This window comes from Roseomonas sp. HF4, assembly GCF_005222755.1.
GTDB lineage: Bacteria > Pseudomonadota > Alphaproteobacteria > Acetobacterales > Acetobacteraceae > Neoroseomonas.
The window spans coordinates 1-24,105 of sequence record NZ_STGD01000008.1; the positions used below are offsets into that span (position 1 = coordinate 1).

Below are 24,105 nucleotides of genomic sequence, written 5' to 3' on the forward strand. Positions count from 1 at the left end.
GTGGATGCCGGTGATGATCTCGACGCGCTCGATGGGCTTCGACATAGGCGTGCGCCTAGGCTTCAACCTAGGCCCTCCGGGCTATGCCACCTGTCCGGTCGAATTGGGGGCCGCTCCAACAGCACACTTGCGTCTGCCCGGGCTGGAACCCGCCATGTTCGATCGCTGGCTCGCGATCTTCGGACAATGCTGTGACGAGGTGCTTGAGCCCCAGTTGGCAAACGCCTTTCGAGAGCGTGCGGACCGCATTGCACGCAGCCTGAGGATGGGTCTTTTCGAGCGGATGCCCCCACAGCTTGGCGCCCGGTAGCCAAGCAACGCGGGTCGCCCCGCATCAGTTAGTCAGACATGATCCCGATCAAGCCAACCCCTCGTGGCACACTGGCTCCGAGCCTTTGGCGTTGCCTCATGCTCGGTGCACTGCTGACCTGGCCCACCTTTGCGCATGCGCACGTGAAGTGGTTTGCACCTTACATCGTGGGCGCCCCGCCGCTGGCGGGTGGCGCCGTCGACCGCCGGTCCAGCATCGTCCGTGGGCAAGGGGGGCAGTTGGATTGGGCCGAGTCCGGAGTGTGCGAGCGGCGCGACATGGCGGTCATCAAACGAGCTCCCGGCGAACTGCAGCAACACGTCATTTTGTCGACCAACGGAGCGAGGCAACTTGAACCTGCTGGTCGCGTTGTGGTGAAGGGCCTGCATAAGTTGCAGCGCTTGAATGGCTCACCGGCACGCACCGTAACATTTCGCAGGACCGCTCAGCCGCGGGCCTTCCGAGCATTAGGAAAACCCAAATGAAGATCGGCCAACTCGGTAGACATGCCGCGCGAGCATTGCCCGTGTTGCTAGTGGTGGGGCTGCTGTCAGGCCCTGCCATGGCGCATTGCGACAGCATGGATGGCCCCGTTGTCGCTGACGCTCAGCGTGCCCTCGCCGGAAGGGATATGGAGCCGGTCCTCAAGTGGATCCGAACCGAGGACGAGGCTGAAATCCGGCGTGTGTTCGCGATGGCGCTGACTGTGCGCGGCGAGAGCGAAACCGCGAGGAACGTCGCCGACCTCTACTTCTTCGAGACCTTGGTCAGGATCCACCGCGCTGGCGAGGGCGAAGGCTTTGTGGGCCTGCGGCCTGTGGGAAGCGTCGAACCTGCGATCGCCGCGGCAGACCGCGCGCTGGCTGACGGCAATATCGAAGTCCTCGCTGACCGGATCGCAGCGTCGGTGCGCCAGGGCATTGTGCATCGCTTCAGTGAAGCGCGTGAGCTGCGGCCGACCGCGGAGCAATCCGCAGCGCAGGGTCGCCGCTATGTCGCCGCGTACGTGCAGCTGACTCATTTCGTTCAGACCGCGGACCGGCTGGTTGCCCACGGTGCCAGCCACCAGCACCCCGCGAATTAGACCTCCCTCGAGGAAACGCGTTTCGTACGGGGCGCGCCTCCCGTCATCACGGTGAGACGTTTCGTAAAACGGCAGAAAGAGGCGTAGCAGGTGCGGCTTGGGCAAAAGCCAATTTGTTATCCAGGAAACTGGATTGCCGGACCTTCGAAGCCCGAGACGCACAGTAGTCAGCGAGGCGATACGCCGATCGGCCAAGACGGTGGATTTTCATGAAACACGACCGCGACGGGCTGATGGTAGCGTGCAGGAGCGATGGCAAGCTGGTGAGGAGGCCATTGTCGCCTCACCTGCAGGTCTATCGCTGGCCAGTCAGCATGGTGTTGTCGATCAGCCATCGCATCACCGGTGTCGCGCTCTCGGTCGGCGCATTGCTCATGACCTGGTGGCTGGTTGCCGCGGCAGCCTCAGAGAGTGCCTTCGCCACGGTCCAGGAATTTCTTGGGTCGAGCTTTGGCGTTCTCCTGCTGATGGGTTGGGCGGCGGCCCTGTTGCTGCATGTGTTCCAGGGCATTCGTCATCTGGCATGGGACGCGGGCTGGGGGTTCGGCACCTTGGCCCCACAGGATCCCGTAGGCTCGGGGACCGCGAAACGGATCTACGGCGTCACTGGTTGGGGCGTGGTTGGCATCACCGCGGCTGCAACGCTGATCGTGTGGATCGCCGGCCTCGCGGCTTGGGAATGACAAAGCAAAGCAACAGCCCGCAGTTCGATATCCTGCGCTCCCAGCTTAAGCGTGTCCGTGGCCTGGGCTCGTCCCATTCCGGGTCCCAGGCATGGTGGGCGGAGCGTCTGACTTCGATCGCGCTGGTGCCGCTTACGCTGTGGTTCATCGCCTCAGTGATCGGTCTTGAAGGCGCGACCAGGGCCGACATGGTCGCGTGGCTGCATGCGCCAGTGCCGCTGGTGCTGATCCTGTGCCTGATCGTCACGACCTTCTGGCACATGGAGCTGGGGCTGCGCGTGGTCATCGATGACTACGTCCATAACAACGCGATCCGCATCGCGATGCTGCTGTTCCAGCGCGGCCTGTGCATCATCGCCGGCTTGTTCTGCGTGATCGCGGTGCTGCGCCTGGGGCTGTGGGAAGGCGGGAGTTAGAAAACCATGGTCGCGTTCAGCCTTCCCGCCAACAGCCGCATCAAGCAAGGCAAGACTTATCCGGCGCCTGCTGGTGCAAAGCGTGTGCGTACCTTTCGCATCTACCGATGGAATCCTGATGACGGGGCTAATCCCCGCATGGATACGTACGAGATCGACCTCGACACCTGCGGGCCGATGGTTCTCGATGCGCTCATCAAGATCAAGAATGACGTTGATTCCACGCTGACCTTTCGGCGCTCGTGTCGCGAAGGCATCTGCGGGTCGTGCTCGATGAACATCGATGGTGGCAACACCCTTGCTTGCCTCAAGCCGATCGAGGACATCACGGGCGCGGTGCGGATCACGCCGTTGCCGCACATGGCGGTGGTCAAGGATCTCGTTCCTGATTTGACGCAGGCCTTTGCTCAGTACCGCGCCATCGAGCCGTGGCTGAAAGCCGACACGCCTCCGCCGCCCGACGGCGAGCGCCTGCAATCCAGGAAGGAACGCGCCCAGATCGACGGGCTGTGGGAATGCATCCTTTGCTTCTGCTGCACCGCGGGCTGCCCAAGCTATTGGTGGAACGGCGAACGTTACCTGGGACCAGCGGTTCTGCTTCAGGCCTATCGCTGGATTGCCGAATCGCGTGACGAAGCGACGGGGGAACGGCTGGACGCGCTGAATGACCCATTCAAGCTCTATCGCTGCCACACGATCATGAACTGCACCGACACGTGTCCGAAGGGGTTGAACCCCGCCAAGGCGATCGGTGCCATTAAGCAGCTCATCATCGATCGACAGGTATGAGGGCTGGCGCAAAATCGTCGTCCGACCGAACCGGCCTCGATGCGGAGAGCATCCCTATCGGAGCTAACGCGAGCATCTTCTTCACCATCGGTCATTCCACAAGAACGATCGCCGAGTTCGTCGATCTGCTTCGGGAATCGCGCATTGATCTCGTCGTCGATGTGCGTTCAATGCCGCGGTCGCGCACGAACCCTCAGTTCAACGGTGAAACCCTCCGCGAAGCGTTGGCGCCGTGGCAGATCGGCTATGAGCATATCTCGGAACTTGGTGGCCTTCGCGGCAAGGCACGCGGCGTTGAATCGTCCCTGAACGCTTATTGGCGGGTGCGCGGCTTTCGGAACTATGCGGATTATGCTTTGAACGAAGCCTTCTCCACAGGTCTTGCGCGACTGCGAGATCTCGGCCGCCGAAATCGATGCGCCATCATGTGCGCTGAGGCCGTCTGGTGGCGCTGCCATCGGCGCATCATCGCCGATTACCTCTTGAGCCAAGGCGAACGTGTGATGCACATCCTTGGGAAAGGCCATGTCGACGAGGCAAGCCTGACACCTGGAGGCATCGTGGGCGCCGACGGCAGGATCATCTATCCAGCCGTGGTTCCGCCGTCGGACTAACGCGATCACCGCCCTTTTTGCGGAAATGCCGAACGCGATGAACCGTGGTGCGGAACGGCACGCCACCGCCCCCGATCCGCGTCCCATGCAACCTATCCGTCGGTCCCTTGCTCTTTCGGGTCAGGGCCCGCTCGCCCACGGCGGCACGCCGATCACCGCAGCATGGCTCACGATCAGGACGGTCCAGACCAACGCTCCAGCCAGCAGCCGTATTGCTGCCGGCCGGAAGCGCGCGCGCGGCTGCAGCGCCGCCCAGCGCGGCGCGCCCCAAGCCGTCCGCCGCCGCGCATCGAGCGCGCCCATGCCGAGCAGGCTCAGTCCCGCGAAGGCCCCGAACAGCATCAGATGCGCGAGATCCCCGTTCGGCATGACATGCCCGCCCGACCACACCGCCAATGCCCAGAGCACCGGATGCCGCGTCAGCGCCACCACGCCGGGCCGCGCCGGATCGTAGCGATCATTCCCCGCCCCACCGATCGAGAAGGGGTTGGGCACGCCGACGCCGAGGCCGAGCAGCAGGCAGGCGACAATCATCGCCGCATTCGTCACCCAGGCCTGCCACCAGGCCCAGCCCCACAGGGGCACGAAGGGCGCGCGCCCCGCCGCCCCGATCATCCAGGCGAGGATCGCCACCGACAGCACGCTGTAGCCGACCAGGAAGGCGCGCTCGCCCACCCAGGCGACAAGCGGTCGGCGCAGCGCCGGCCGCGCCGGCAGCATGTGGCTCAGCAGGAAGGCCGCCCAGGCCGCGGCATACTCGCCCCAGCCGCCCATCACCCCGGCTTGCCGTCAGCGCGGGGCCGAACGAGCATCGGCGCATAGGCGGCCAGGAAAAGTAGGAACGCCAGCACCCACAGCACGGCGGCGGCCATCTGCGCCGTGAGCGGATCCGCCAGCGCGGCACTGCCAAAGACGCGCAGCAGCGCCGCGGCAAGCAACGCGACAAAGGCCACCGTCGTCATCGGCGAGGCGACCAGGTCGTGCCCCGTATGCCCGAGCGTCGCGCGCGTCATCACCGCCAGGATCATGGTGGCGAGCGCGCCGGCCACCTGCAGGTGCAGCCAGGCGCCCGCCCAGGGAAGGCCGCCGAGCAGCGACAACGCTTTGAGCGCCAGCGCCAGCGCCACCAGCAGGTAGCCCAGGTGCAGCACCCACAACAGCGGCCAGCGCAGCGTACGTAACCCGTACCAGCGCGATAGTCGCAGCGCGACCAGCACGGCGGCGGCGGCGGCGGCGAGGCCCGCCGCAACGCCACCGGGCATCACGAGATCCACCGCCACCACCACGGTCACCGACAGGATCGCGGCGCGGTCCACCCCCGGCAGGGGCGCCGGTACCGCCGGCCGGCCCGCCGTGCGCAGCGCGTTCAGCGTGAAGGACGGCACGATCCGCCCGCCGATCAGCACCACGAGCACCAGCGCCATGTTCGCCATCAGCAGCTGGCCGGTCGCCCAGCCCGGGACCGTCCACCAGCCCGCCGCCTCTGCCAGCATCATCATCTGCCCGGCCCAGAAGCCCAGAACCAGCAGCGGCGGCCCGAACAGCCGTGCGGTTTTCGCGCGGATCAGCGCCGGCAGCACCAGCAGCATCGTCGCCGGCAGCGGCACCAGCGCCAACGGCGCGGCGACCGCGATGGGCACCGGTGAGCCGGGCAGCAGCGCGAGGCGCGCCGCGAGGAACAGCCCGGCGATGACCACCAGCGGCAGGCCGGAATAGCCGCGCCGGCCGGTCCAGTTCGGGATCGCCGTCATCAGGAAGCCGATCATCGCCGCGCCGACGAAACCGGCCAGCAATTCATGCGCGTGCCAGCGCATCATCGGCAGCGGCCCACCCGGGACCGGCAGCCCGGCGAGCGCCAGCGCCCACAGCCCCACGCCCAACGGCGCGACGATGCCCGCCATCAGGAAGAAGGGGCGGAAGCCATGCGCGAACAACGCCATCACGCTGCCTTCGGCCGGAATGCCACGCAATACGAGGGATCGGTCTCGAGCCGCGGTCCGCCGATCAGGTCGATGCAATAGGGAATGGCCGGAAATACTGCATCGAGGCATTCGGCGATGGCCGATGGTTTGCCGGGCAGATTCACGATCAGGCACGAATCGCGCGTCCCCGCCACTTGGCGCGACAGGATCGCGGTTGGCACCGCACGCAGGGAGACGGCGCGCATCAATTCGCCGAAGCCGGGCAGCATACGGTCGCACACGGCCGCAGTCGCCTCCGGCGTCACGTCGCGTGGCGCGGGGCCGGTGCCGCCAGTGGTCACGACCAGCGGGCAGCCCTCGACATCCGCGAGTTCGGCCAGGGCGGCCTCGATCGCCGGCCGCTCGTCCGGCACCAGGCGACGGACCGGGCGCCAGGGGGTGGCGAGGATGCGCGCCAGCGCCGCTTCGATCCCCGGCCCGCCCTGGTCCTGGTAGATGCCGCGGAAGGCGCGGTCGCTGACGGTGACCACGCCGATCGGTACCGCCGCGCTCATGCGCCGAAGCGCGGGAACAGCACGTTGTTCTCGAGGTGGATGTGTTGCGTCAGATCCTGCGCGAACTGCGCCGTGCCGGCATACAGCGCGCGCCAGGAATTGCAGGCATCCTCGGGCGGCTCATGGCCATGCGTCAGCGCCTCGAGTTCACGCAGGCGGGCGCCGTGGTCGTCGTGCTCGTCGCGCATCAGCTCCATCGCCATCGCCGGCCCGTGGCCGACGCGCAGCATGGGGAACAGGCCCTGCTCCTCCTTCTGCATGTGGTCGCCCATCTCCCACTCGATCCGCGTGAGCAGCTCGGCCAGGCCGCGCGGCGCGTCGGGGTGGTCGCGATGCACCGCCTCAACCCGCCGCGCGAGGCGGATCAGCTCGGGAACCTGCGCGCGGTGTACATCGTGGTAGCGGGCGATGATGTGGTCGATCAGCGCGCCGGTGTCCTCCGGCGCCTCGGGCTCGCCGGGGGCGAGGGATGCGAGTTCCGCCTCGATCGCGGGCAGCGCCTCGGGCGGGACCGCATCGGCCAAGCGCACCGCGCCGCCGCAGCAGAAATCCAGCTTGCGGCGGCGGAAGATGGCGGTGGCGCCGGGCAGGGCGGCAGCGATCTCGCCGATCTGGCGGGTAGCGAAGCCGAGGTCGGTGGCGGCACTCATGCGGGAACTCCCTTGGTGGTCCGGTTGGGCAGGGAAAGTGGTGTGAGCCCCATCTCGAGGCTGGCGGCGATGCGCCGCGCGCGTTCAATCACATGCGCAGCGCCGGCGGGCGGCAGGCGCGCCGCGGCGGTCTCCTCGAACAGGACGAGCCAGCGGGCGAAATGCGCCGCGCCGAGCCCGAGATGCGCATGCGCCTGCATCGGCTGGCCGTGATAGGTGCCGGTCATGAGAGCGACCGAGGACCAGAACTGCGTGATGCGGGCGATGTGCGCCTCCCAGTCGGTAACACCGGCGAAGGCGGGGGCGAGCAGGGGGTCGCGACGCGCGGCGCCGTAGAAGGCGCGCAGGAAGGCTTCGAGCACCGCCTCGTCCAGGCCGGTCGCAGCGCGCAGATCCCGTGTCAGGGCGGCGCGGCGTTCGGGGGTCTCAGGGTGCGCGGGCAATTCGGTATCCTCGATACCAATTACCATCGATCAGAATTGTGGTATCGTCAATGCCAATTTCCGCGGCCACCGCGGTTGCTCGGCGCCCAACGAGAAGGAAGCCGGCCATGGCTCGACCGACCAGCAGCCTCGCCTCGCCCGTCTGCTTCCTGCACGAACTGGAACCGGACGCGGCCGGCGGGTTCGCGGCGGTGGACCCGCAGCAGCGCCGCGATGTTGCGCGCTTCCGCCGCGCCGAGCGGGAGCGGCTGATCGCCGCCCGCGTTGCGCTGGGCGCAGCAACGCGGGCGGCCCTGTCGGCGCGCATCGCGGCGCATCTCGACACGCTGCTCGTCGATCTGCGGGGCGTCGCCGTCTCGGCGTGGATGCCGTTCCGGGGCGAACCAGATCTGCGGCCCTGGATGGCCTCGGCCGCGGAGCGCGGGGCGATCACCGCGCTGCCGGTGGCCGAGGCGCATGGCCGGCCGCTCGAGTTCCGTCGCTGGCGGCCAGGCGAGGCGCTGCGCCCCGGCCTCTGGAATATCCCCGTCCCGGCGGGGGGTGACGCTGTGATCCCTGCGGTGGTGCTGGCACCGCTGGTCGGCTTCGATCCGGCGTTCTACCGCCTTGGCTATGGCGGTGGTTTCTTCGACCGGACGCTGGCCGCGCAGGCGCCGCGACCGCGTGCGATCGGGGTGGGGTTTGCGCTGTCGCGCATGCCGACCATCTTCCCGCAGCCGCACGACATCCCGATGACCGCCATCGTCACCGAGGACGGCGTGCTCGAAGGGCCGCCGGTGCCGCCCCCGAACGGACCCCCGGTATGCCGCTGACCTGGTCGCACAGGCTGATCCTGGTGCTCATGCTCCTCTTCGAGCCGGAGTGGCGTGCGTTCACCGGGCGGGCGGGGCTCGGGCGCGTGTTCTGGGTCTACGGCGTGCTCATCAGCAGCGGCCTCGCCCTGCTGTTTCTGCTGGCGCGCGAGGCGCAGCGCGTCGATGTGCAGCAGTTTCTGCTCGTGCTCATGCTCCTCTACACGGGCCTGATCCTAGTCGCCGTGTGGCGCTGTGCCGGGCCTGCGGCGCCACCCTGGGGCCAGGTCGCCCGCGCGCTGACCGTGGCCTGGGCGCTGAACGTGCTCCTGCTGATCGGCTTCCTGCAGATCGATCTGCTCGTCGCCTGGCTCGGAGGACCGCCATCGTGACCGTCGCGACCCATGCCGAGGCACGCCAGCCCGGCCTCCTGCCGCTCCTCGCCGAGACGGCGCGCGACCTATTCCCCGGCTATTTCGCGCTGGTCATGGCGACGGGGGTGGTCTCCATCGCCTGCCAGCTGCTCGGGCTTCGGGTCATCGCGATCCCGTTGGTCGGCATCGCCTGGGTCGCCTACCTGATGCTATGGGGGCTGACCGCCGCCCGGGTCGTGCTGTTTCCCCACCGCATCGCCGAGGATCTGTCGAACCACCAGCGCGCGCCTGGCTTCTTCACGCTGGTGGCGGGCACTTGCGTGCTCGGCACGCAGACGGCGGTGGTGGCGGGCGCGCAGGGGGTGGCGTCCGCGCTGTGGTACCTCGGGCTCGGGCTCTGGTTCCTGGTGATGTACGCCTTCTTCACCGCGGTCACGATCCGCGCGCGCAAGCCCACACTGGCCGCGGGGATCAACGGCGCCTGGCTGATCGCGGCGGTGGCGACGCAGTCCATCGTGGTGCTGAAGGGCACGCTGGGTGCCGCCGTGCCGCCGCCGGTCGAGATCCAGTTCCTCTGCCTCGCCTTCTTCATGATCGGCAGCATGCTCTACCTCGCGATCATCCCGTTGATCTTCTACCGGCTCACCTTCGTGCGGCTCAGCGCGCTGGATTTTGGGCCGCCCTACTGGATCAACATGGGCGCGGTCGCGATCACCACTCTGGCGGGATCGATCCTGCTGCTGCGCAGCACCACCTGGCCGGTGCTGGCCGATTTCGTGCCCTTCCTGCGCGGCTTCACGCTGTTCTTCTGGGCCGCGGCGACCTGGTGGATCCCGTTCCTGATCGCGCTCACGCTCTGGCGCTACCTGATCCGCCGCGAGCCGCTGCGCTACGAGCCGACGCTGTGGGGAATGGTCTTCCCGCTCGGCATGTACACGACCGGAACGCTGCAGCTCTCGCGCGCGCTGGACCTGCCCTTCCTGGCCGCGGTGCCGGCCGCCTTCATCCATCTTGCGCTGTTCGCCTGGGGACTGACGTTCCTCGGGCTACTGGGCCGGATTGCGAGCAGCCTGCTGCGCGCGCGCCGGCACGTCTGACGTCGTGCTGTATCCACGCCTTCCCCATTCCCTTTCAGGGGGCCGCCAATGCGCCTTCTCGCTTCGACCGACTTTGCGCTGCGGATCCTCCTGAAGCTCGGCGAGGATCCGGCGCGCCAGCTCTCGACCGAGGAACTGGCGGCGGGCATCGGCGTGCCGCGCAACCATGTGCAGAAGATCGTGCAGGACTTGTCGGCCGCGGGCTTGGTGCGGACGCAGCGCGGCGCGCGCGGCGGCGTCACGCTGGCCCGACCACCGAGCGAGATCCGTATCGGCGCGATCGTCCGCCGGCTCGAAGCCGGCCAAGCGCTGGTCGAATGCTTTCGCGCCGATGGCGGGGCCTGCTGCTTCTCGCCGACCTGCCGGCTGGCGGGCGTGCTGGGGCGGGCGCAGGACGGATTCATGGCTGTGCTGGACGCGACGACGCTGGCGGCCTGCCTGACCGTTGCACCACATATAGTGGCTGACGACGCTTAATATATACCATATCATGGGATGTGCCCGAGTCGCACCTCCTGCGGCCGGCGTGGAAGGTTGCCCATGGACGGTTCGCTCGCCGGCGCGCGTCAGCGCCAGATTCTCCCCGCAATGCCTGGTGCCGGCTTCGGCGAGGCGCCGCTTCCTGCCCGCGCCGTTGACCCCGGCATGGGCCTGGCGGTGGCGCGCCGCACCGTCTTCCGCCCTGGAGATGCGGAGGATTTCGGCCGCGTCGCCGACCGGGTAGCAGCCGGCAACATGGCGCTGCTCGGCGATCGCGCCGATGCCGCCGAGCAGGCGCGGCTTCGCAACGCCATCGCCACCGGCGCGCTGATCACCTCCGGGCGCCACCTCCAGCACGGCGACGCGGCGCAGCCGACGCGCAACATGGAGGTCTTCACCAACTGCGCGACGGCCATCACCTCCTTCGCTCTGTTCTACCTGCTGCTGAACGGCAGCGGCGTCGGCCGCGCCTATGACGACGAACTTGTGGCGGTTGACTGGGGCCAGGCACCCCGCCTGCTCCTGCACCTGTCCACGAACCATCCCGACTTCCCCGACACGCGCGACGAGATCCACCGCTTCGGCGCCGAGTTCGGCCTGCTGCCCTGGGGCACGACCCTCGCGGCGATGAGCGAGGCGCAGGAGGCGGAGATCCGCGCCTTCATCGCCCGTGAGATCCTGCGCGACACCACCGCGGCGCCGCCCGGTGCCATCCACCACGCCATCGCCGACAGCCGCGAGGGATGGGGGAAGGCCGCGGAGCTGCTGGAAAGCCTGGCCTTCGCAGGGGCGGCGGACCGCGCGCTGGTGCTCGACTTCTCCGCCATCCGCCGCTGCGGCGCGCCGATCGCCGGCATGCAGGGGCGTCCGGCCTCGGGGCCGCTGTCGCTGCTGCGCGCCTTCGTGAACCTGCGCCACCAGGTGATCGAGCCGGCGCGCCACCGCAGCCCGGCTGACGAGGCGCTGGCGCCCTGGGAGCAGGCGCTGCTGGTCGACCACCATCTCTCGGTCGAGGTACAGGTCGGCGGTGCGCGGCGCGCGGCGCGCATGGCGACGAAGTCCTGGCGCGACCCCGGCATCTTCCGCTTCATCCGCCTGAAGGCCGAGGGCGGGCTATGGACCGCCAACAACTCCGTCATGGTCGATGCCGAATTCTGGGAGGGCGTGCGCGCCGCGCGCGCGGGCAGCGACGCGCCGCTCGACCGCCATGCCCTCGCGGTGTTCGAGGAAGCGACGGCCTGCGGCTACATCAATGGCGAGCCCGGCTTCATCAACGGCGACCGGCTGGAAGACCACCGCACCGGCACCGCATGGGCGAAGCCCGTGCATACCGACGGGCGCGACCTGCGCTCGGCGCGCTATGCCGCGGACCATGCCGTGCCGCTGCTCGCGGAGCTCGGCCGCCGCGCGGCGCAGGCGCGTTTCCCCGCCACCACCAACCCCTGCGGCGAGATCACGCTGCACGTCACCGGCGGGTACTGCGTGATCGCCGATTTCGCGCCGCTGCTCGCCTGTCCGCGCGACCTGGCCGGAATGGCGCCCGGCGAGGTGCCTGACGACGTCGCGGCGCAATGGGATGCGCGCGTCGAGGACAGCGTGCGCCTGGGCGTTCGCTTCCTGATGCGCGCGAACACGATGGATGCGCTGTATGCCGACGAGGTGCGCCGCACCAACCGGATGGGCATCGGCCCGACCGGCCTGCACGAATGGGCCTGGATGCGCTGGGGCTTCGGCTTCGAGGACCTGCTGGACGAGGCGCGCAGCGCCCCCTTCTGGGAGACGCTCGCGCGCCTGTCCGAAGCGGCGAAGCAGGAAGGCATCGCCTATGCGGCGGAACTCGGCATGCCGGCGCCCTTCACGGTCACGACCGTCAAGCCGGCCGGCACCACCAGCAAGCTGTTCGGCCTGACCGAGGGCGCGCATCTGCCGGCGCGCCGCCAGTATCTGCGCTGGGTGCAGTTCAAGGGCGTGAAGGCCGAGGCCGGCTGGGCGCGCGACGCCGACCCGCTGCTGGGCGACTACGAGGCGCGCGGGTATCCGGTGCGCGGCCTGCAGAGCTTCCCGGGCATGTCCATCGTCGGCTTCCCGACCTTGCCGCTGATCCAGCGCCTTGGCATCGGCGATCGCCTGGTGACCGCGCCGCAGGCGACCCCGGCGCAGCAATACCGCTGGCTCGGCCTGCTGGAACGCCACTGGATCGGCGCGGAGCGCGGCAACCAGGTGAGCTACACGCTGAAGATCTTCACCGACCGCCACGACCTCGAAGCCTTCCGCGAGATCGTCCTGCGCCACCAGCCGGAGATCCGCTGCTGCGCCATCCTGCCGAGCCGCCCGGACAAGGAACTCGGCTACGAATACCTGCCGGAGGAGGAGGTGCATGCCGCGCGCTTCGCGGCGATCGTCGACGGTATCGAGGATGCGGCGCTGCACGAGGCGGTGGACATGGCGCACCTGGCCTGCGCATCGGGTGTGTGTCCGCTCTGAGCGCCATCGTGTGCGCGTCGCTCGGGTCCCGCCGAGCGGCACGCGGCACTCCGGCAGCGCCCCGGTCGATATGATCGACAGCCGCACCGTCTGGTGTGCCAGGATGTCGACGTATCCGGGCGCGGTGCAGGCCGACACACACGCAGACGGAGCCAGCAATGCCGATTCCCGAAGGACACGTGGCGACCCGACGCAGCCCGGAGTTCACGCAGGACACCATTCCGCCTGCGCTGCGGCAGGCGCATGAAACCACGCATGACACCTGGGCGGTCATCCATGTGCTGGAGGGCAGGCTGCGCTACTGCACGATCAGCCCCGCCTCGGAGACCGTCCTGGAACCGGGCCGGCCGGGCGAAATCGAACCAGAGGTGAAGCACCGCGTCGAGCCACTCGGCGCGGTCCGCTTCTACTTGGAATTCCATTATCCGCCGGAGCGCCATCCGACACCGAACGCGTAGTTTTGGCAGGAATAGGCCGGCCGTCACGCGCGGCGCCGCTCGCGGGATCCGACCGTGCCAAGCCTCAAGGTATCCGGCCAGGACGTGCCACGCCGGGTACTCCTTCGGCATAGTCTCCATTCCGCATCGATCTCCCGGGCGCCGCCGGAACAGGTCAGTTCCGGGCCCTCCGCGGCCGAGTCTACGCCCCAGAGAAGGTTGGATTCCGGTTCCCACCGCTACGCCACCGCCTCAGGTCATCCGAGGCGCTCCGGGAGGCGAATCACGAGCGGACCGCGGGGCAGCCAGCCGCCCGCCGGGATTGGGATCGACCCTCCCCAGGTGTCGAGGATGGCGCCCCACTCCACACCGCGCCACGTCACGAGACACGACCCGCGACTTTCGCGACGCACGCCGCGCAACCCTTCATGCGCCGACGCACGCGGGAACTTCCCTCGGCCTTCTCCCGATATGGTAGAAAATTGCTCCTCGGGCTCCCGGGAAACGCTGAGAGACGGATGTTGTTCAGCCATCGCGATCACCCGCCCGGGCGTTCCCTTCGACGCCGGGCCCTGCTGCTTGCGCCCGCCCTGGGCGCGGCAGCACCGGCGCGATCGGACATGGCGGAGTGGCGCGCTTGGCACGATCGCTTCGTCACGCCGGACGGGCGCGTCAGGGACACCGGAAACAACGGCATCGCACACAGCGAGGGCCAAGGCTGGGGCCTGATCTTCTCGGCATTCTTCGGCGACCGTCCCGCATTCGAGCGTATCCTCGCCTGGACGTCGCGGCGTCTGCGCCGACCCGGCGACCGCCTGCATGCCTGGCGCTACCGACCGGGGCTCGCACAGCCGGTGGACGATCCGAACAACGCAACCGATGGCGATCTCTACATCGTCTGGGGCCTGCTGGCCGCGCACCGCCGCTGGGGCGACGCGAGGCACCGCGAAGGCGCGCTCGCCATCGCCCGCGACCTGCTCCGCCTCACGCTGCGCGAAACCGCACGCGGACCCTTCCTGCTGCCTGGCGCGGCCGGGTTCGAAACGCCCGAGGGCCTTGTCCTCAATCCCTCCTACATCCTGCTGCCGGTTTTCGCTGAACTGTCACGCGCGATGCCGAACGGACCCTGGCAGGCGCTGTCCGCCGCCGGGCTCGATCTGCTGCGCCGCGCGCGCTTCGGCGCCTGGGGCCTGAGCCCCGACTGGGTGCTCCAGCCGCACGCTCCGGATGCGCCGCTCGTCCTGCCCGCCCGCTGGCCGCCGCGCTTTTCCTACGACGCCGTGCGCGTCCCGTTGATGCTCGCCTGGGCGGGACAGGCGACGCATCCGGCATTGCTCGGTGCGGTTGCCTTCTGGACGGATCAGCGCTGGCCGCAGCCACCGGCCTGGGTCGATCTCATCTCGGGGGTGCCGGCCGAATACGGCGCATCCGTGGGTGCGCGGGCCATCGCGGCCTTCGCGTCGGCGCGCATCGCAGGGCGCGGTGCCACGGTGTCGTTACCATCCGTCAATGACTCCCGTGACTACTATTCGGCATCACTCTTGCTCCTGGTTCGAGCCGCATGCGCGGACTCGGGAACACCGGTTGCCGATGGCTAGCCGGTAGACCGTCGGACCAGGATCGAGCACCGCCGACGGAGGGTTGCTGGATGTTGGCCACGGCAGGATTTTTCTTCTTTGCCGATCCGACCGAAGCGGCTTGACCGTCATGGACCCCGACATAGCCGCCCTTGCCGCGCGCCTCGGCTTGAAGGGCTTGGCGTACACGTCCTTCGCACGCCCTCTGCGGCAGGTCGTGCCTGCAACGGCGCGCGCAGCGGCTCCGCCCACGCTTGGGATCCAGGCGCCCCGCATGGCCACGCCGCCGGCGTTGGCTCCGGCCGACTTGCTCGGGCCCGTCGCCGCGGCGCCCCGCGCCGTAGCCGCCTTTCCGCTGATCTCGGAGGCGCTGGCCGCGGCCCGCGGCGCCCCCGCACCCGCGCCGCCGCCCGCAGCGCGGCCCTTCATGGGGCTTGCGGCGGCCGTTGCCGCCCGCCGCGCGGCGGAGGGCTAACCCTGTGCCGCTGATCTGCCTGGCTTCGCCCAAGGGGGGCGTGGGCAAGACCTCGCTTGCCGCAGCCCTGGCCGCGGCGCTGCGGCGTTGCGGGCGCCGCGTCTTCGCGGTCGACTGCGACCCGCAGAATGCGCTGCGGCTGCATCTCGGGCTGCCGATCACCGACACCGCGGGCTACCTCGCGCAGCTCGCGCAGCGCGCGGACTGGCGGGCCTGCCTGCGTGCGACGCCGGCCGGGGTCGAGCTGCTGCCGCACGGCGACGCCGACCTGCGCGGCAGGCTGGCCGCCGCGGCCCTGCTCGATGCCGAGCCGGACCTGCTGGCGGCGCCGCTGCGCGCGCTGCTGGCCGATCCGGCCGCGATCGTCGTGGCGGATACGCCGCCAGGCGCCTCGGTCGCGCTGCCGATCCTGGCCGAACAGGCGGCGATCATGCTCGTGGTGCTGCTGGCCGATGCGGGCAGCACGGCGCTGCTGCCGGACCTCGAAAGCGGCCGCTTCCTCGGCCAGGGCACGCTGGCGGGGCTGCGCGCGCCGCGCATCGGCGTGGTGCTCAACCAGGTCGATCGCCGCTCGGCGCTGTCGGTCGCCGCGGCCGACGGCGTGGCCGGGCATCTCGGCCCGCGCCTCATGGGCGCGGTCTGCCGCGACGAGGCGATGGCCGAGGCGCTGGCGCACCAGCGCCCGGTCGGGCTGCATGCGCCGCAAAGCGCGGCCGCGCGCGATGTCGAGGACCTCGCCGCCGCACTGCTGCGCGAAATCGCGCCCGCCGCCGCGGCGGCGCCGGCTACGCTCGGCTGGCTCCGCGCATGACGGCGCGCGCCTTCGCCTGGCGGCGCGTCGCGCTGCTGCTGCTCGGGCTGCCGCTCGGGCTCGTGGTCGTGACCACGCCGCTCGATGCGGCGGACCAGGCGCTGCTGGCGGTCGGCGGCATCCTCACCTTCCTGGTGCTGAACCGCTTCCCGAACCGGCGCGCGACCATGGTGCTGGCGGCGCTCTCCTGCCTCGTTTCGGCGCGCTACATCTTCTGGCGCATGACCGAGACGCTGGAGCCTGCGACATTCTGGCAGGGCTTCTTCATGATCGGCCTCGCGCTCGCCGAGGGCTACGCGGTGCTGGCGCTGCTGCTCGGCTATTTCCAGACGCTCTGGCCGCTCGAGCGCAAGCCGGCGCCGCTGCCGGCCGACCCGGCGGACTGGCCGAGCGTCGATGTCTACGTGCCCACCTACAATGAGGACCTCGAGGTGGTGCGCCCGACCGTTCTCGCCGCGCTGGCGATGGACTGGCCGGCCGAGAAGCTGCGCGTCTGGATCCTCGACGACGGGCGGCGCCCGGCCTTCCGCGCCTTCGCCGAGCAATGCGGCGCCGGCTACATCGTGCGCCCGGACAACAAGGGCGCCAAGGCGGGCAACATCAACCACGCGCTGGCGCAGACCGAGGGCGAGTTCGTCGCCATCTTCGACTGCGACCACGTCCCCACGCGCGCCTTCCTGCAGATGAGCATGGGCTGGATGCTGCGCGACCCGAAGCTCGGGATGGTCCAGACGCCGCACCATTTCTATTCGCTCGACCCGTTCGAGCGGAACCTCTCGAACGGCCGCGACGTGCCGAACGAGGGGCTGATGTTCTACGGCCTCGTGCAGCCGGGCAACGACCTCTGGAACGCCACCTTCTTCTGCGGCTCCTGCGCCCTGATCCGGCGCGCGGCGATCCTCGATGCCGGCGGCGTGCCGACGGAGACCGTGACCGAAGACTGCCACGCATCGCTGCGCATGCAGCGCCGCGGCTGGAACACCGCCTACCTGCGCGTGCCGCTCGCCGCCGGCCTCGCGACCGAGCGGCTGATGATCCACATCGGCCAGCGCATGCGCTGGGCGCGCGGCATGCTGCAGATCATGCGCGTGGACAATCCGTTGCTCGGCCCCGGGCTGAGCCTGGCGCAACGCGCCTGCTACTTCAGTGCGATGTTCCACTTCCTGTTCGCGCTGCCGCGCGTGGTGTTCCTCACCGCGCCGCTCGCGTTCCTGCTGCTGGGACACAGCGTCATCGCGGCCTCGCCGCTCGCGATCGTCGCCTATGCCGGGCCGCACATCTTCCACGCGGTCGCGACGGGCAGCCGGATCGCCGGCGGCGCGCGCCATTCATTCTGGTCCGAGATCTACGAGACCGTGCTGGCCCTCTGGCTGCTGCCGGTGACCATCGCGACGCTGCTCGATCCCAGGAAGGGGAAGTTCAACGTGACGGAGAAGGGCGGGCTGCTGCCCGAGGGCTATTTCGACTGGCGCGCCGTGTGGCCGAGCCTGGTGCTGACGGTGCTGCTGGCCGCCGGCGTCGCGGCCGGCGCGCACGGAATCGCGACCCATCCCTGGGGCAGCCTCGAGGCGCAGGCCTACCTCCTGAACGGCATCTGGGCCACGCTCTGCCTCGTGCCCGCGCTCGCCTCCGTGGCGGCGGGACGGGAGCGGCGCCAGGTTCGCGCGCGCGCACGTGTCAGCGCCGAGCTGCCGGCGATCCTGGTGCTGCCGGACGGGCGGCGCATCGATGCGCGCACGCACGACCTCTCGCTCGGCGGCGCCGGCCTCATGCTGGCCGAGCCGCCCGGCCTCGCGCCCGACAGCGAGGTGACGCTGGAACTGCCGCTCGGCGCCGAGACGGTCGTGCTGCCGGCGCGCTTCCTGCGCATGGACGATGGGGAGGCGCAGCTGCTGCTTCACCTGCGCACGATCGAGGAGGAGGCCGCCGTGGTGCGCGTGCTGTTCGGCCGCGCCGATGCCTGGCTGGACTGGGACCGGCACCGGCCGGACCGGCCGCTGCGCTCGCTGCTCGAGGTCGTGGCGACGGTGGGCGCGGTCTTCACGGGGCGCTCGCAGCTGTCCTTCGCGTGGTGGCGCGCGCGCCGGCAGCGGCGCGAAGCGCTGCGACGGCCGGTCGCGCCCGTCGCCGCCGAGCGCCGGACCGAGGTTCTGCTCCCGCGCAGCCTCGCCGGAGCCGGCCTTCTTGCGCTGCTGCTCGGCGCTCAGCCCGCCTCCGCGCAGCCGACGCCGCCGGCCCCGCTGCCCGACGCCCCGGTCGCGGCGCCCTTGCCCACGGTTGCGGACCCGCCACCCGCCGCGGCGGCGCCGACCGCCCGGCGCGTCACGCGCAGCCTCCGCCAGCTCGGCCTCGGCGGGCCGATGCAGCTGCGCGGCGTCTCGCCCCTGCAGGGGCTGCAATTCGGCATCCGTGCGGATGAGGTCGTGACGGAGGCGCGGCTCGTGCTCTCGGGCGCCGCATCGCCGGCGCTGATGCCGGAGACGAGCCAGCTCACTATCACGCTGAACGACCAGTTCATCGGCGTCGTCAGACCCGATCCGACGCGCCCGGCCTTCGGCCCGGTCTCGATGCCGGCCAGCCCCGCCTTCTTCACCGAGATCAACCGGCTGAATTTTGCCTTCACCGGCCGCTACGCCGCGGAGTGCAACGACGCCCTCTCGGACCTCCTCTGGATGACGGTGGACGAGGGCTCGGCCCTCCACCTCGTGCTCGAGCGCCTGCCCCTGACGCGCGACCTGTCGCGCCTGCCCGAACCCTTCTTCGACCCGCGCGAGTTGCACGAGCCGCTGGTGCTGCCGTTCATCCTGCCGGACAGCCCGCCGACCGAGGCGCTGCGCGCGGCCGCCATCGCCGCCTCCTGGTTCGCGGTGCAGGCGGAGTACCGGGGCGCGCGCTTCCCCGTCTCAGGCAGCCTGCCTGACCGCGGCCACGCCGTGGTGGTCGCGACGGCGGACAGCGTGCCGGCCGGGCTCGAACTGCCGCCGCTCGCGGGGCCGACCGTCGCCCTGCTGTCGAACCCGCGGGATCCCGCCGGGACGCTGCTGCTCATCGCCGGCCGCAACCCGTCCGAGGCGGCGGCGGCGGCGACCGGGCTCGCGCTCGCGCCGCAGCTGCTGTCCGGGCAGGCCGCGACGGTCGCGCCGCAGCGCGCGCCGCCACGCCGCCCCTATGACGCGCCGCGCTGGCTGCCGACGGACCGCGCGGTCCGCTTCGGCGAACTCGTGGACCGCGGCGCCCTGCAGGTGGCGGGCTTCGCGCCCGGCGCCATCGCGGTGCCGCTGCGCACCGCACCCGACCTCGTGACCTGGCGGCGGCACGGCTTCCCGGTCGAGGTCGCGCTGCGCGCGCCGGGCGGTCCGGTGCTGGACGTGGCGCGCACGCGCCTCGATGTCTCGGTCAGCGGCAGCTTCCTCCGCGCCGTGCCGCTGGCCGATGCGCCGTCCTGGCCGTGGTCCTGGGTGCAATCGCAGCTCGGCCTCGGCGGCGGGCCGCAGACGGCGCGCATCGCCGTGCCGCCCTGGCTGGTCTCCGGCCGCAACGAGCTGCAGCTGCGCTTCGACCTGCGGCCGCTCAACCGCGGCGACTGCGTCGGCACGCCGGCCGATGTCCAGGCCGCGATCGACCCCGAGAGCACGATCGACATCAGCCGCGCGCACCGCTTCGCGGTGCTGCCGAACCTCGCGCACTTCGCGAGCGCGGGCTTCCCCTTCACGCGCCTCGCCGACCTTTCGGAAAGCGCCGTCGTGCTTCCCGACCAGCCTGGCCCGGTCGAGGTCAGCGCCTTCCTCGGCCTGGTCGGCGGGCTCGCGGTGAGCGTCGGCGTGCCTGCGACGGGCCTCGCCGTGGTGCGACCCGGCCAGTTGCAGCAGGTGGCGGAGCGCGACCTGATCGTCATCGGCACGCTCGGGCGGCAGCCCGCGCTCGCCGCGTTGCTGCAAGACGCACCGCTGCGCTTCGAGGCGGGGGGGCGGCTGTCGGTGACCCTGCCCGACCGGCTCGAGGGGTTCGCGCGCCTCGTGATGGACGTGCCGCCGGCCGAGGACAGGCTGCGCGTCGCGGCCGTGGTCGCGAGCCCGCCGGAAGACCTTGGCTTCCTGGCTGGCGTGCAGTCCCCGCTGCGGGCCGGGCGGTCGGTCGTCGCGCTGGCGGCGCCGACGCCAGCGGGTCTCGAGGCGGTGGCCGAGGCGCTGCGCGACCCGGCGCGCATCGCGCGCTTCCAGGGCGACCTGGTTCTGCTCTCGAGCAGCGGGATCGAGGCGTTCCGCACGGCGCCGTCCTATGCGGTCGGGGATCTGCCGCCCTGGCTCTGGCCGCAGCACTACCTGGGCGCGCGGCCGGGCACGTTGCTGCTTCTGCTGCTCGGCACGAGCCTGCTGGTCGGCCTGCCGCTCCATGCCGCGCTGCGGCGGCGCGCGGTGCGGCGCCTTCGGGGGGGAGGGGCATGAGGCGGCTGCGCACGGCCCTGCTCTGCGGGGCGACGATGCTGGCGCCGGCCATGCCGGCCCTGGCGCAGAACGGCGCCGTGTCGGTCCTGCTCCAGCAGGCCCGGCACTGGCAGGAACAGAACCGGCCAGACCTTGCGATCAGCGCCTATGAACGGGTGCTCGCCGCGGATCCGCGCAACGCCGATGCGCTCGCCGGCGCCGCGGCGGCGGAAGCGGCGCGCGGCAACCGCGCCGCGGCGGAGGCCTTGCTTGCGCGGCTTCGCGCCGTGGCGCCCGCCGCGCCGGCCGTCGCCGCGGCCGAGGAGGCGCTGCGCGGCAGCGCCGTCGACCGTGCCGCGATCGAGGAGGCGCGCCGCCTGTCGCGCGACGGCCGCGTGCCCGAGGCGCTGACCCGATATCGCGATGCCTTCGGCGGCGCCCCGCCGCCCGATGCCTATACGGTGGAATACTGGCTGACGCTCGGCGGCACGGCTGGCGGCTGGGAGGAGGCGCGCCAGCGCCTCGCGGCGCTCGCTGCCCGGCGCCCGCAGGACGGCCGCGCGCGCGTGGCCGCCGCCGAGATCCTGACCTGGCGGGAACCCTCCCGCGCCGATGGCATCGCGCGCCTCGCCGCGCTCGCGCGCGAGCCCGCGACCGCCGGGCCGGCGACCGAGGCCTGGCGCCGTGCGCTGGGCTGGCTCGGCACCGGGCCGGCGGCCGAGGCGCCGCTCGCCGCCTATCTCGAATTCCGGCCGGATGACGCGGCGGTGCGCGAGCGCCTGGCCGCCATCCGCGACCCCGCACGGCGCGCCGCCCAAGCCGCCGCCGGGCCGCGCCAGGAAGGCTTCGCACAGCTGGAGGCAAACCGCGCGGCCGAGGCGGAGCGTGCCTTCCAGGCGGCGCTGGCCGCCGATGCCGCGGATGCCGAGGCGCTGGCCGGGCTCGGCATCGTGCGGCTGCGCCAGGGCCGCGCGGCCGAGGCGCGCGACCTGCTGGAACGCGCCAGCGCCGCCGACCCGGCGCGCGCCGGCAATTGGCGCGCCGCGCTCGAAGGCGCCCGCTACAGCGTGGAACTGGCGGAGGGCCGCGCGCTGCTCCGCCGCGGCGAGGTGGCGGCGGCCGAGACCGTGCTGCGCCGCGCCGTGGCGCGCGAGGCGACCGACCGCACCGATGCCGAGGCCGCGCTCGGCGAGGTCGCGCTGCGCCAGGGCGACGCGCCGGGCGCCGAGCAGCGCTTCCGCACCGCGCTGGGACGCCGGCCCGGCTTCCAGCCCGCGGAGCAGGGGCTGGAACGCGCGCTGCGCCAGCAGGGGCGCATCGCCGAGGCCGACCAGATCGCACGCCGGCTGCGCGCCGCGGCGCCGTCCGGTAGCGGCACGGGCGGCGCCGCCGGCCGCCTGCGCGCCCAGGCCGCGCGCAGCACCGACCCGGCCGAGGCGCTGGCGCTGCTCCGCGCCGCCGCGGCCGAGGCGCCGCAGGACCCCTGGGTCCGGCTCGACCTCGCGCGTGCACTCGCGCGCCAGGGCCAGGGCGCGGAGGCGCGCGCGATCCTGGAGGCGCCGCTCGCCGGGCCGGTTGGCGGCGCGGAGGCGGTCTTCGCGGCAGCGTTGTTCGCCGAGGAACAGGGGCGGCTCGGCGATGCCGCCGCGCTCATCGCGCGCGTGCCGCCGGCGCGGCGCTCGCCCGACATGGCACGGCTCGCGAGCCGCACGCGCGTGGCAGCCGAGGTGGAGCAGGCGGCGGCGCTCGGCGGCTTCGCCGGGCGGCAGCGGCTGCTGGCGCTGGCGGCGCGCCCGGATCCGACCGGCGCGGGGCCCGCCGCGGTAATCCGCACCTTCGGCGAGGCCGGCGATGCGCGCGGCGCCGAGGAAGCGGCACGCGTCGCGCTCGCGGTCAACCGGGCGCCGGCGCCTGCGGCGCGACTCGCGATCGGCAGCGCGCTGCTGTCGGCCGGGCTCGAAGGCCAGGCGGCCGCGCTGGTGCGCGGGCTCGAGGGTGGCGGCGATGCCGAGACCCGGCGCCAGGCGGGCGCGCTTCTGGCCGGCGTCGCGGTGCGCGCCGCGGACCGCGCGAACGAGGCCGGCGACCAGGCCGCCGGCTTCGAGAGCCTGCGCCCGGTGCTCGAGGCCGCACCGGCGGACGAGGCGGCGAACCTGGCGCTGGCGCGGCTGTACCAGGGGGCCGGCCGGCCGGCCGAGGCGCTGGAACGCGCCGAGGCGGTGCTGGCCCGCGACCCGCGCAACCTGGATGCGCGCACCGCGGCGGTGCAGGCCGCGATCGCGGCGCGGCAATGGCGCCGCGCCGACGACCTGATCGAGGAAGGCCGCCTGATGGCGCCGAACGAGGCGCGGCTGTCGCTCATGCAGGCACGGCTGGCACGGGCGCGGGGCGACTATCGCGGCGCGCTGGTCGCGGCGCGGGAGGCCGAGCGCCAGCGTGCCGCGCAGATCGGCACCGTGGTGCCGATGGGCTTCGCCCCGGCCGGCGCCAACCCGTTCCGGAGCGCCGGCGTCGCCATCGCCGCGCCGGCGCCGCGCGACCGCGTTTCGGCCGAGATCGCGCGCGAGGTCGAGGCGGCGCGCGAGGAAGCGGCGACGCGCTTCGTGGCGGCGCCGACGGTGCGGGGGCGGTCGGGCACCGCGGGGCTCGACCGACTAGAGGAATTGTCGCTGCCGATCGAGGGCTCGGTCGCGCCGCGCGGCATCGGCGGGCGGCTGACAGCGACCGTCACGCCGGTCACCATCTCGGCCGGCGCGCTGCCGCAGGACCTGGTCTCCCTGCAATCCTTCGGCGCGAACCCGATCGCCTTCCCGGGCGGGATGCGCCGGCCGGCGGAGGAGTCCGCCAGCGGCGTCGCGGCCGGGCTTGGCTACCGGCGCGGCGATTTCGCGATCGACGTCGGCAGCACGCCCTTCGGCTTCCGCGAGACGAACATCGTGGGCGGCATCGAGGTGGCGCCCGAACTCGGCGGCGGCTGGCGCCTGCGGCTGGCCGGGGAACGCCGGGCGGTGACGGACAGCCTGCTGTCCTGGGCCGGGCAGCGCGATGCGCTGACGGGGCAGTCCTGGGGCAGTGTCGTGCGCACCGGCGGCCGCGCCCAGGTGGAATACGCGAGCGGCCCGGCGCGCTTCTATGCCGGCGGCGGCTATGCCGCCTTCGAGGGCCGCCAGGTGCGCGACAATGCCCGCGTCGAGGCCGGCGCCGGCTTCGCCTACGACGTGATGCGCCGCGGGGATGAAGCGGTCAGCGTCGGGCTCGACCTCGTCTACTTCGCCTATGACGAGAACCAGCGCTTCTTCACCTTCGGCCATGGCGGGTATTTCAGCCCGCAGGACTATACGGCCATCAACCTGCCGGTGGACTGGCGCGGGCGGACGCAGGACTGGCGCTGGCGCCTCGGCGGTTCGCTCGGCTACGCGGTCTGGTCCGAGGACCGCGCGCCGGTCTTCCCGACCGATGCGGCGCTGCAGGGGCAACTGGCCGCGCGCGCGGCGCAGGATTCAAGGATCTTCGCCATCTACCCGTCGCAAAGCGAAGCCGGGTTGGTCGGCAGCCTGCGCGGCGACATCGAATACGCTCTCACGCCAGACCTCTCGCTCGGCGCCACGCTGCGCTACGACCGATCGGCCGACTGGAACGAGGCGCGCGGCGGTGTCTACGTGCGCTACCGGCTGCCGGAATAGGCGCAGC

The 24,105-nt window shown here is 71.5% G+C and carries 22 protein-coding genes and 1 pseudogene; 18 read left to right on the forward strand and 5 right to left on the reverse strand.

The window, feature by feature from the left end; genetic code table 11:
• The 7 genes and pseudogenes from E8M80_RS13370 to E8M80_RS13400 all read left to right on the forward strand — a co-directional run.
• Positions 1-310 (forward strand): annotated as a pseudogene (locus E8M80_RS13370) (hypothetical protein); the annotation flags it as partial.
• Between the two features lie 38 nt (positions 311-348).
• Positions 349-795, forward strand: a complete 447-nt coding sequence (locus tag E8M80_RS13375; protein ID WP_137126209.1) for a hypothetical protein — start codon at positions 349-351, stop codon at positions 793-795.
• Positions 792-1,394, forward strand: coding sequence for a DUF6448 family protein (locus E8M80_RS13380; RefSeq protein WP_137126210.1), 603 nt, complete (start codon positions 792-794; stop codon positions 1,392-1,394). Before E8M80_RS13375 ends, E8M80_RS13380 begins: the two co-directional genes overlap by 4 nt.
• A 209-nt stretch (positions 1,395-1,603) precedes the next feature.
• Positions 1,604-2,077 (forward strand): succinate dehydrogenase, cytochrome b556 subunit, encoded by a 474-nt coding sequence (gene sdhC / locus E8M80_RS13385; protein WP_137126211.1) that lies wholly within the window; start codon positions 1,604-1,606, stop codon positions 2,075-2,077.
• Complete coding sequence (sdhD, locus tag E8M80_RS13390; RefSeq protein WP_137126212.1) at positions 2,074-2,493, forward strand: succinate dehydrogenase, hydrophobic membrane anchor protein; 420 nt, start codon at positions 2,074-2,076, stop codon at positions 2,491-2,493. Before sdhC ends, sdhD begins: the two co-directional genes overlap by 4 nt.
• 6 nt (positions 2,494-2,499) lie before the next feature.
• Entirely contained in the window at positions 2,500-3,282 is a 783-nt protein-coding gene (locus E8M80_RS13395) for a succinate dehydrogenase iron-sulfur subunit (RefSeq protein ID WP_137126213.1), read from the forward strand.
• Positions 3,279-3,896, forward strand: coding sequence for a DUF488 family protein (locus E8M80_RS13400; protein ID WP_137126214.1), 618 nt, complete (start codon positions 3,279-3,281; stop codon positions 3,894-3,896). Before E8M80_RS13395 ends, E8M80_RS13400 begins: the two co-directional genes overlap by 4 nt.
• Before the next feature lie 120 nt (positions 3,897-4,016).
• Here E8M80_RS13400 and E8M80_RS13405 read toward each other — a convergent pair whose 3' ends face one another.
• From E8M80_RS13405 to E8M80_RS13425, 5 genes are read right to left on the reverse strand one after another with little or no spacing between them, the layout of a single operon-like run.
• The gene (locus E8M80_RS13405; protein ID WP_137126215.1) at positions 4,017-4,670 is read right to left on the reverse strand and encodes an NnrU family protein; all 654 of its coding nucleotides are present in this window, start codon (positions 4,668-4,670) and stop codon (positions 4,017-4,019) included.
• A complete protein-coding gene (locus tag E8M80_RS13410) occupies positions 4,670-5,836 on the reverse strand; it encodes an NnrS family protein (protein WP_170979396.1) in 1,167 nt (388 codons plus the stop codon). The genes E8M80_RS13405 and E8M80_RS13410 overlap by 1 nt, the downstream gene beginning before the upstream one ends.
• Positions 5,836-6,372 carry a molybdopterin adenylyltransferase gene (gene mog, locus E8M80_RS13415; protein WP_137126217.1) on the reverse strand — a complete coding sequence of 179 codons (537 nt, stop codon included), beginning with the start codon at positions 6,370-6,372 and terminating at the stop codon, positions 5,836-5,838. Before mog ends, E8M80_RS13410 begins: the two co-directional genes overlap by 1 nt.
• Complete coding sequence (locus tag E8M80_RS13420) at positions 6,369-7,022, reverse strand: DUF542 domain-containing protein (RefSeq protein WP_137126218.1); 654 nt, start codon at positions 7,020-7,022, stop codon at positions 6,369-6,371. Before E8M80_RS13420 ends, mog begins: the two co-directional genes overlap by 4 nt.
• Entirely contained in the window at positions 7,019-7,492 is a 474-nt protein-coding gene (locus tag E8M80_RS13425) for a group III truncated hemoglobin (protein WP_137126219.1), read from the reverse strand. Before E8M80_RS13425 ends, E8M80_RS13420 begins: the two co-directional genes overlap by 4 nt.
• 80 nt (positions 7,493-7,572) lie before the next feature.
• On the opposite strand from E8M80_RS13425, the gene E8M80_RS13430 reads away from it, so the two are divergent.
• The 11 genes from E8M80_RS13430 to E8M80_RS13480 all read left to right on the forward strand — a co-directional run bounded on the left by E8M80_RS13430 (position 7,573) and on the right by E8M80_RS13480 (position 24,098).
• Positions 7,573-8,277, forward strand: a complete 705-nt coding sequence (locus E8M80_RS13430) for a 5-formyltetrahydrofolate cyclo-ligase (protein ID WP_137126220.1) — start codon at positions 7,573-7,575, stop codon at positions 8,275-8,277.
• Positions 8,268-8,648 (forward strand): hypothetical protein, encoded by a 381-nt coding sequence (locus tag E8M80_RS13435; RefSeq protein WP_170979397.1) that lies wholly within the window; start codon positions 8,268-8,270, stop codon positions 8,646-8,648. Before E8M80_RS13430 ends, E8M80_RS13435 begins: the two co-directional genes overlap by 10 nt.
• Positions 8,645-9,727 carry a tellurite resistance/C4-dicarboxylate transporter family protein gene (locus E8M80_RS13440; RefSeq protein WP_206035632.1) on the forward strand — a complete coding sequence of 361 codons (1,083 nt, stop codon included), beginning with the start codon at positions 8,645-8,647 and terminating at the stop codon, positions 9,725-9,727. Before E8M80_RS13435 ends, E8M80_RS13440 begins: the two co-directional genes overlap by 4 nt.
• A gap of 48 nt (positions 9,728-9,775) precedes the next feature.
• Positions 9,776-10,204 (forward strand): Rrf2 family transcriptional regulator, encoded by a 429-nt coding sequence (locus E8M80_RS13445; RefSeq protein ID WP_137126222.1) that lies wholly within the window; start codon positions 9,776-9,778, stop codon positions 10,202-10,204.
• Positions 10,205-10,267: 63 nt separating this feature from the next.
• Positions 10,268-12,691 carry a recombinase gene (locus E8M80_RS13450; RefSeq protein ID WP_137126223.1) on the forward strand — a complete coding sequence of 808 codons (2,424 nt, stop codon included), beginning with the start codon at positions 10,268-10,270 and terminating at the stop codon, positions 12,689-12,691.
• Between the two features lie 158 nt (positions 12,692-12,849).
• On the forward strand, positions 12,850-13,149 hold the full coding sequence (locus tag E8M80_RS13455) for a DUF1971 domain-containing protein (RefSeq protein WP_137126224.1): 300 nt from the start codon (positions 12,850-12,852) through the stop codon (positions 13,147-13,149).
• Positions 13,150-13,646: 497 nt separating this feature from the next.
• Positions 13,647-14,726: a glycosyl hydrolase family 8 gene (locus E8M80_RS13460; RefSeq protein WP_170979398.1), complete on the forward strand. Its 1,080-nt coding sequence runs from the start codon at positions 13,647-13,649 to the stop codon at positions 14,724-14,726.
• A 253-nt stretch (positions 14,727-14,979) separates the two neighbouring features.
• Positions 14,980-15,180 carry a hypothetical protein gene (locus E8M80_RS13465; protein ID WP_137126226.1) on the forward strand — a complete coding sequence of 67 codons (201 nt, stop codon included), beginning with the start codon at positions 14,980-14,982 and terminating at the stop codon, positions 15,178-15,180.
• A gap of 4 nt (positions 15,181-15,184) precedes the next feature.
• Positions 15,185-15,991, forward strand: coding sequence for a cellulose biosynthesis protein BcsQ (gene bcsQ, locus E8M80_RS13470; protein ID WP_137126227.1), 807 nt, complete (start codon positions 15,185-15,187; stop codon positions 15,989-15,991).
• Positions 15,988-20,436: a UDP-forming cellulose synthase catalytic subunit gene (bcsA, locus tag E8M80_RS13475; protein ID WP_137126228.1), complete on the forward strand. Its 4,449-nt coding sequence runs from the start codon at positions 15,988-15,990 to the stop codon at positions 20,434-20,436. Before bcsQ ends, bcsA begins: the two co-directional genes overlap by 4 nt.
• A complete protein-coding gene (locus E8M80_RS13480; RefSeq protein WP_137126229.1) occupies positions 20,433-24,098 on the forward strand; it encodes a cellulose biosynthesis protein BcsC in 3,666 nt (1,221 codons plus the stop codon). The genes bcsA and E8M80_RS13480 overlap by 4 nt, the downstream gene beginning before the upstream one ends.
• Positions 24,099-24,105 lie beyond the last annotated feature (7 nt).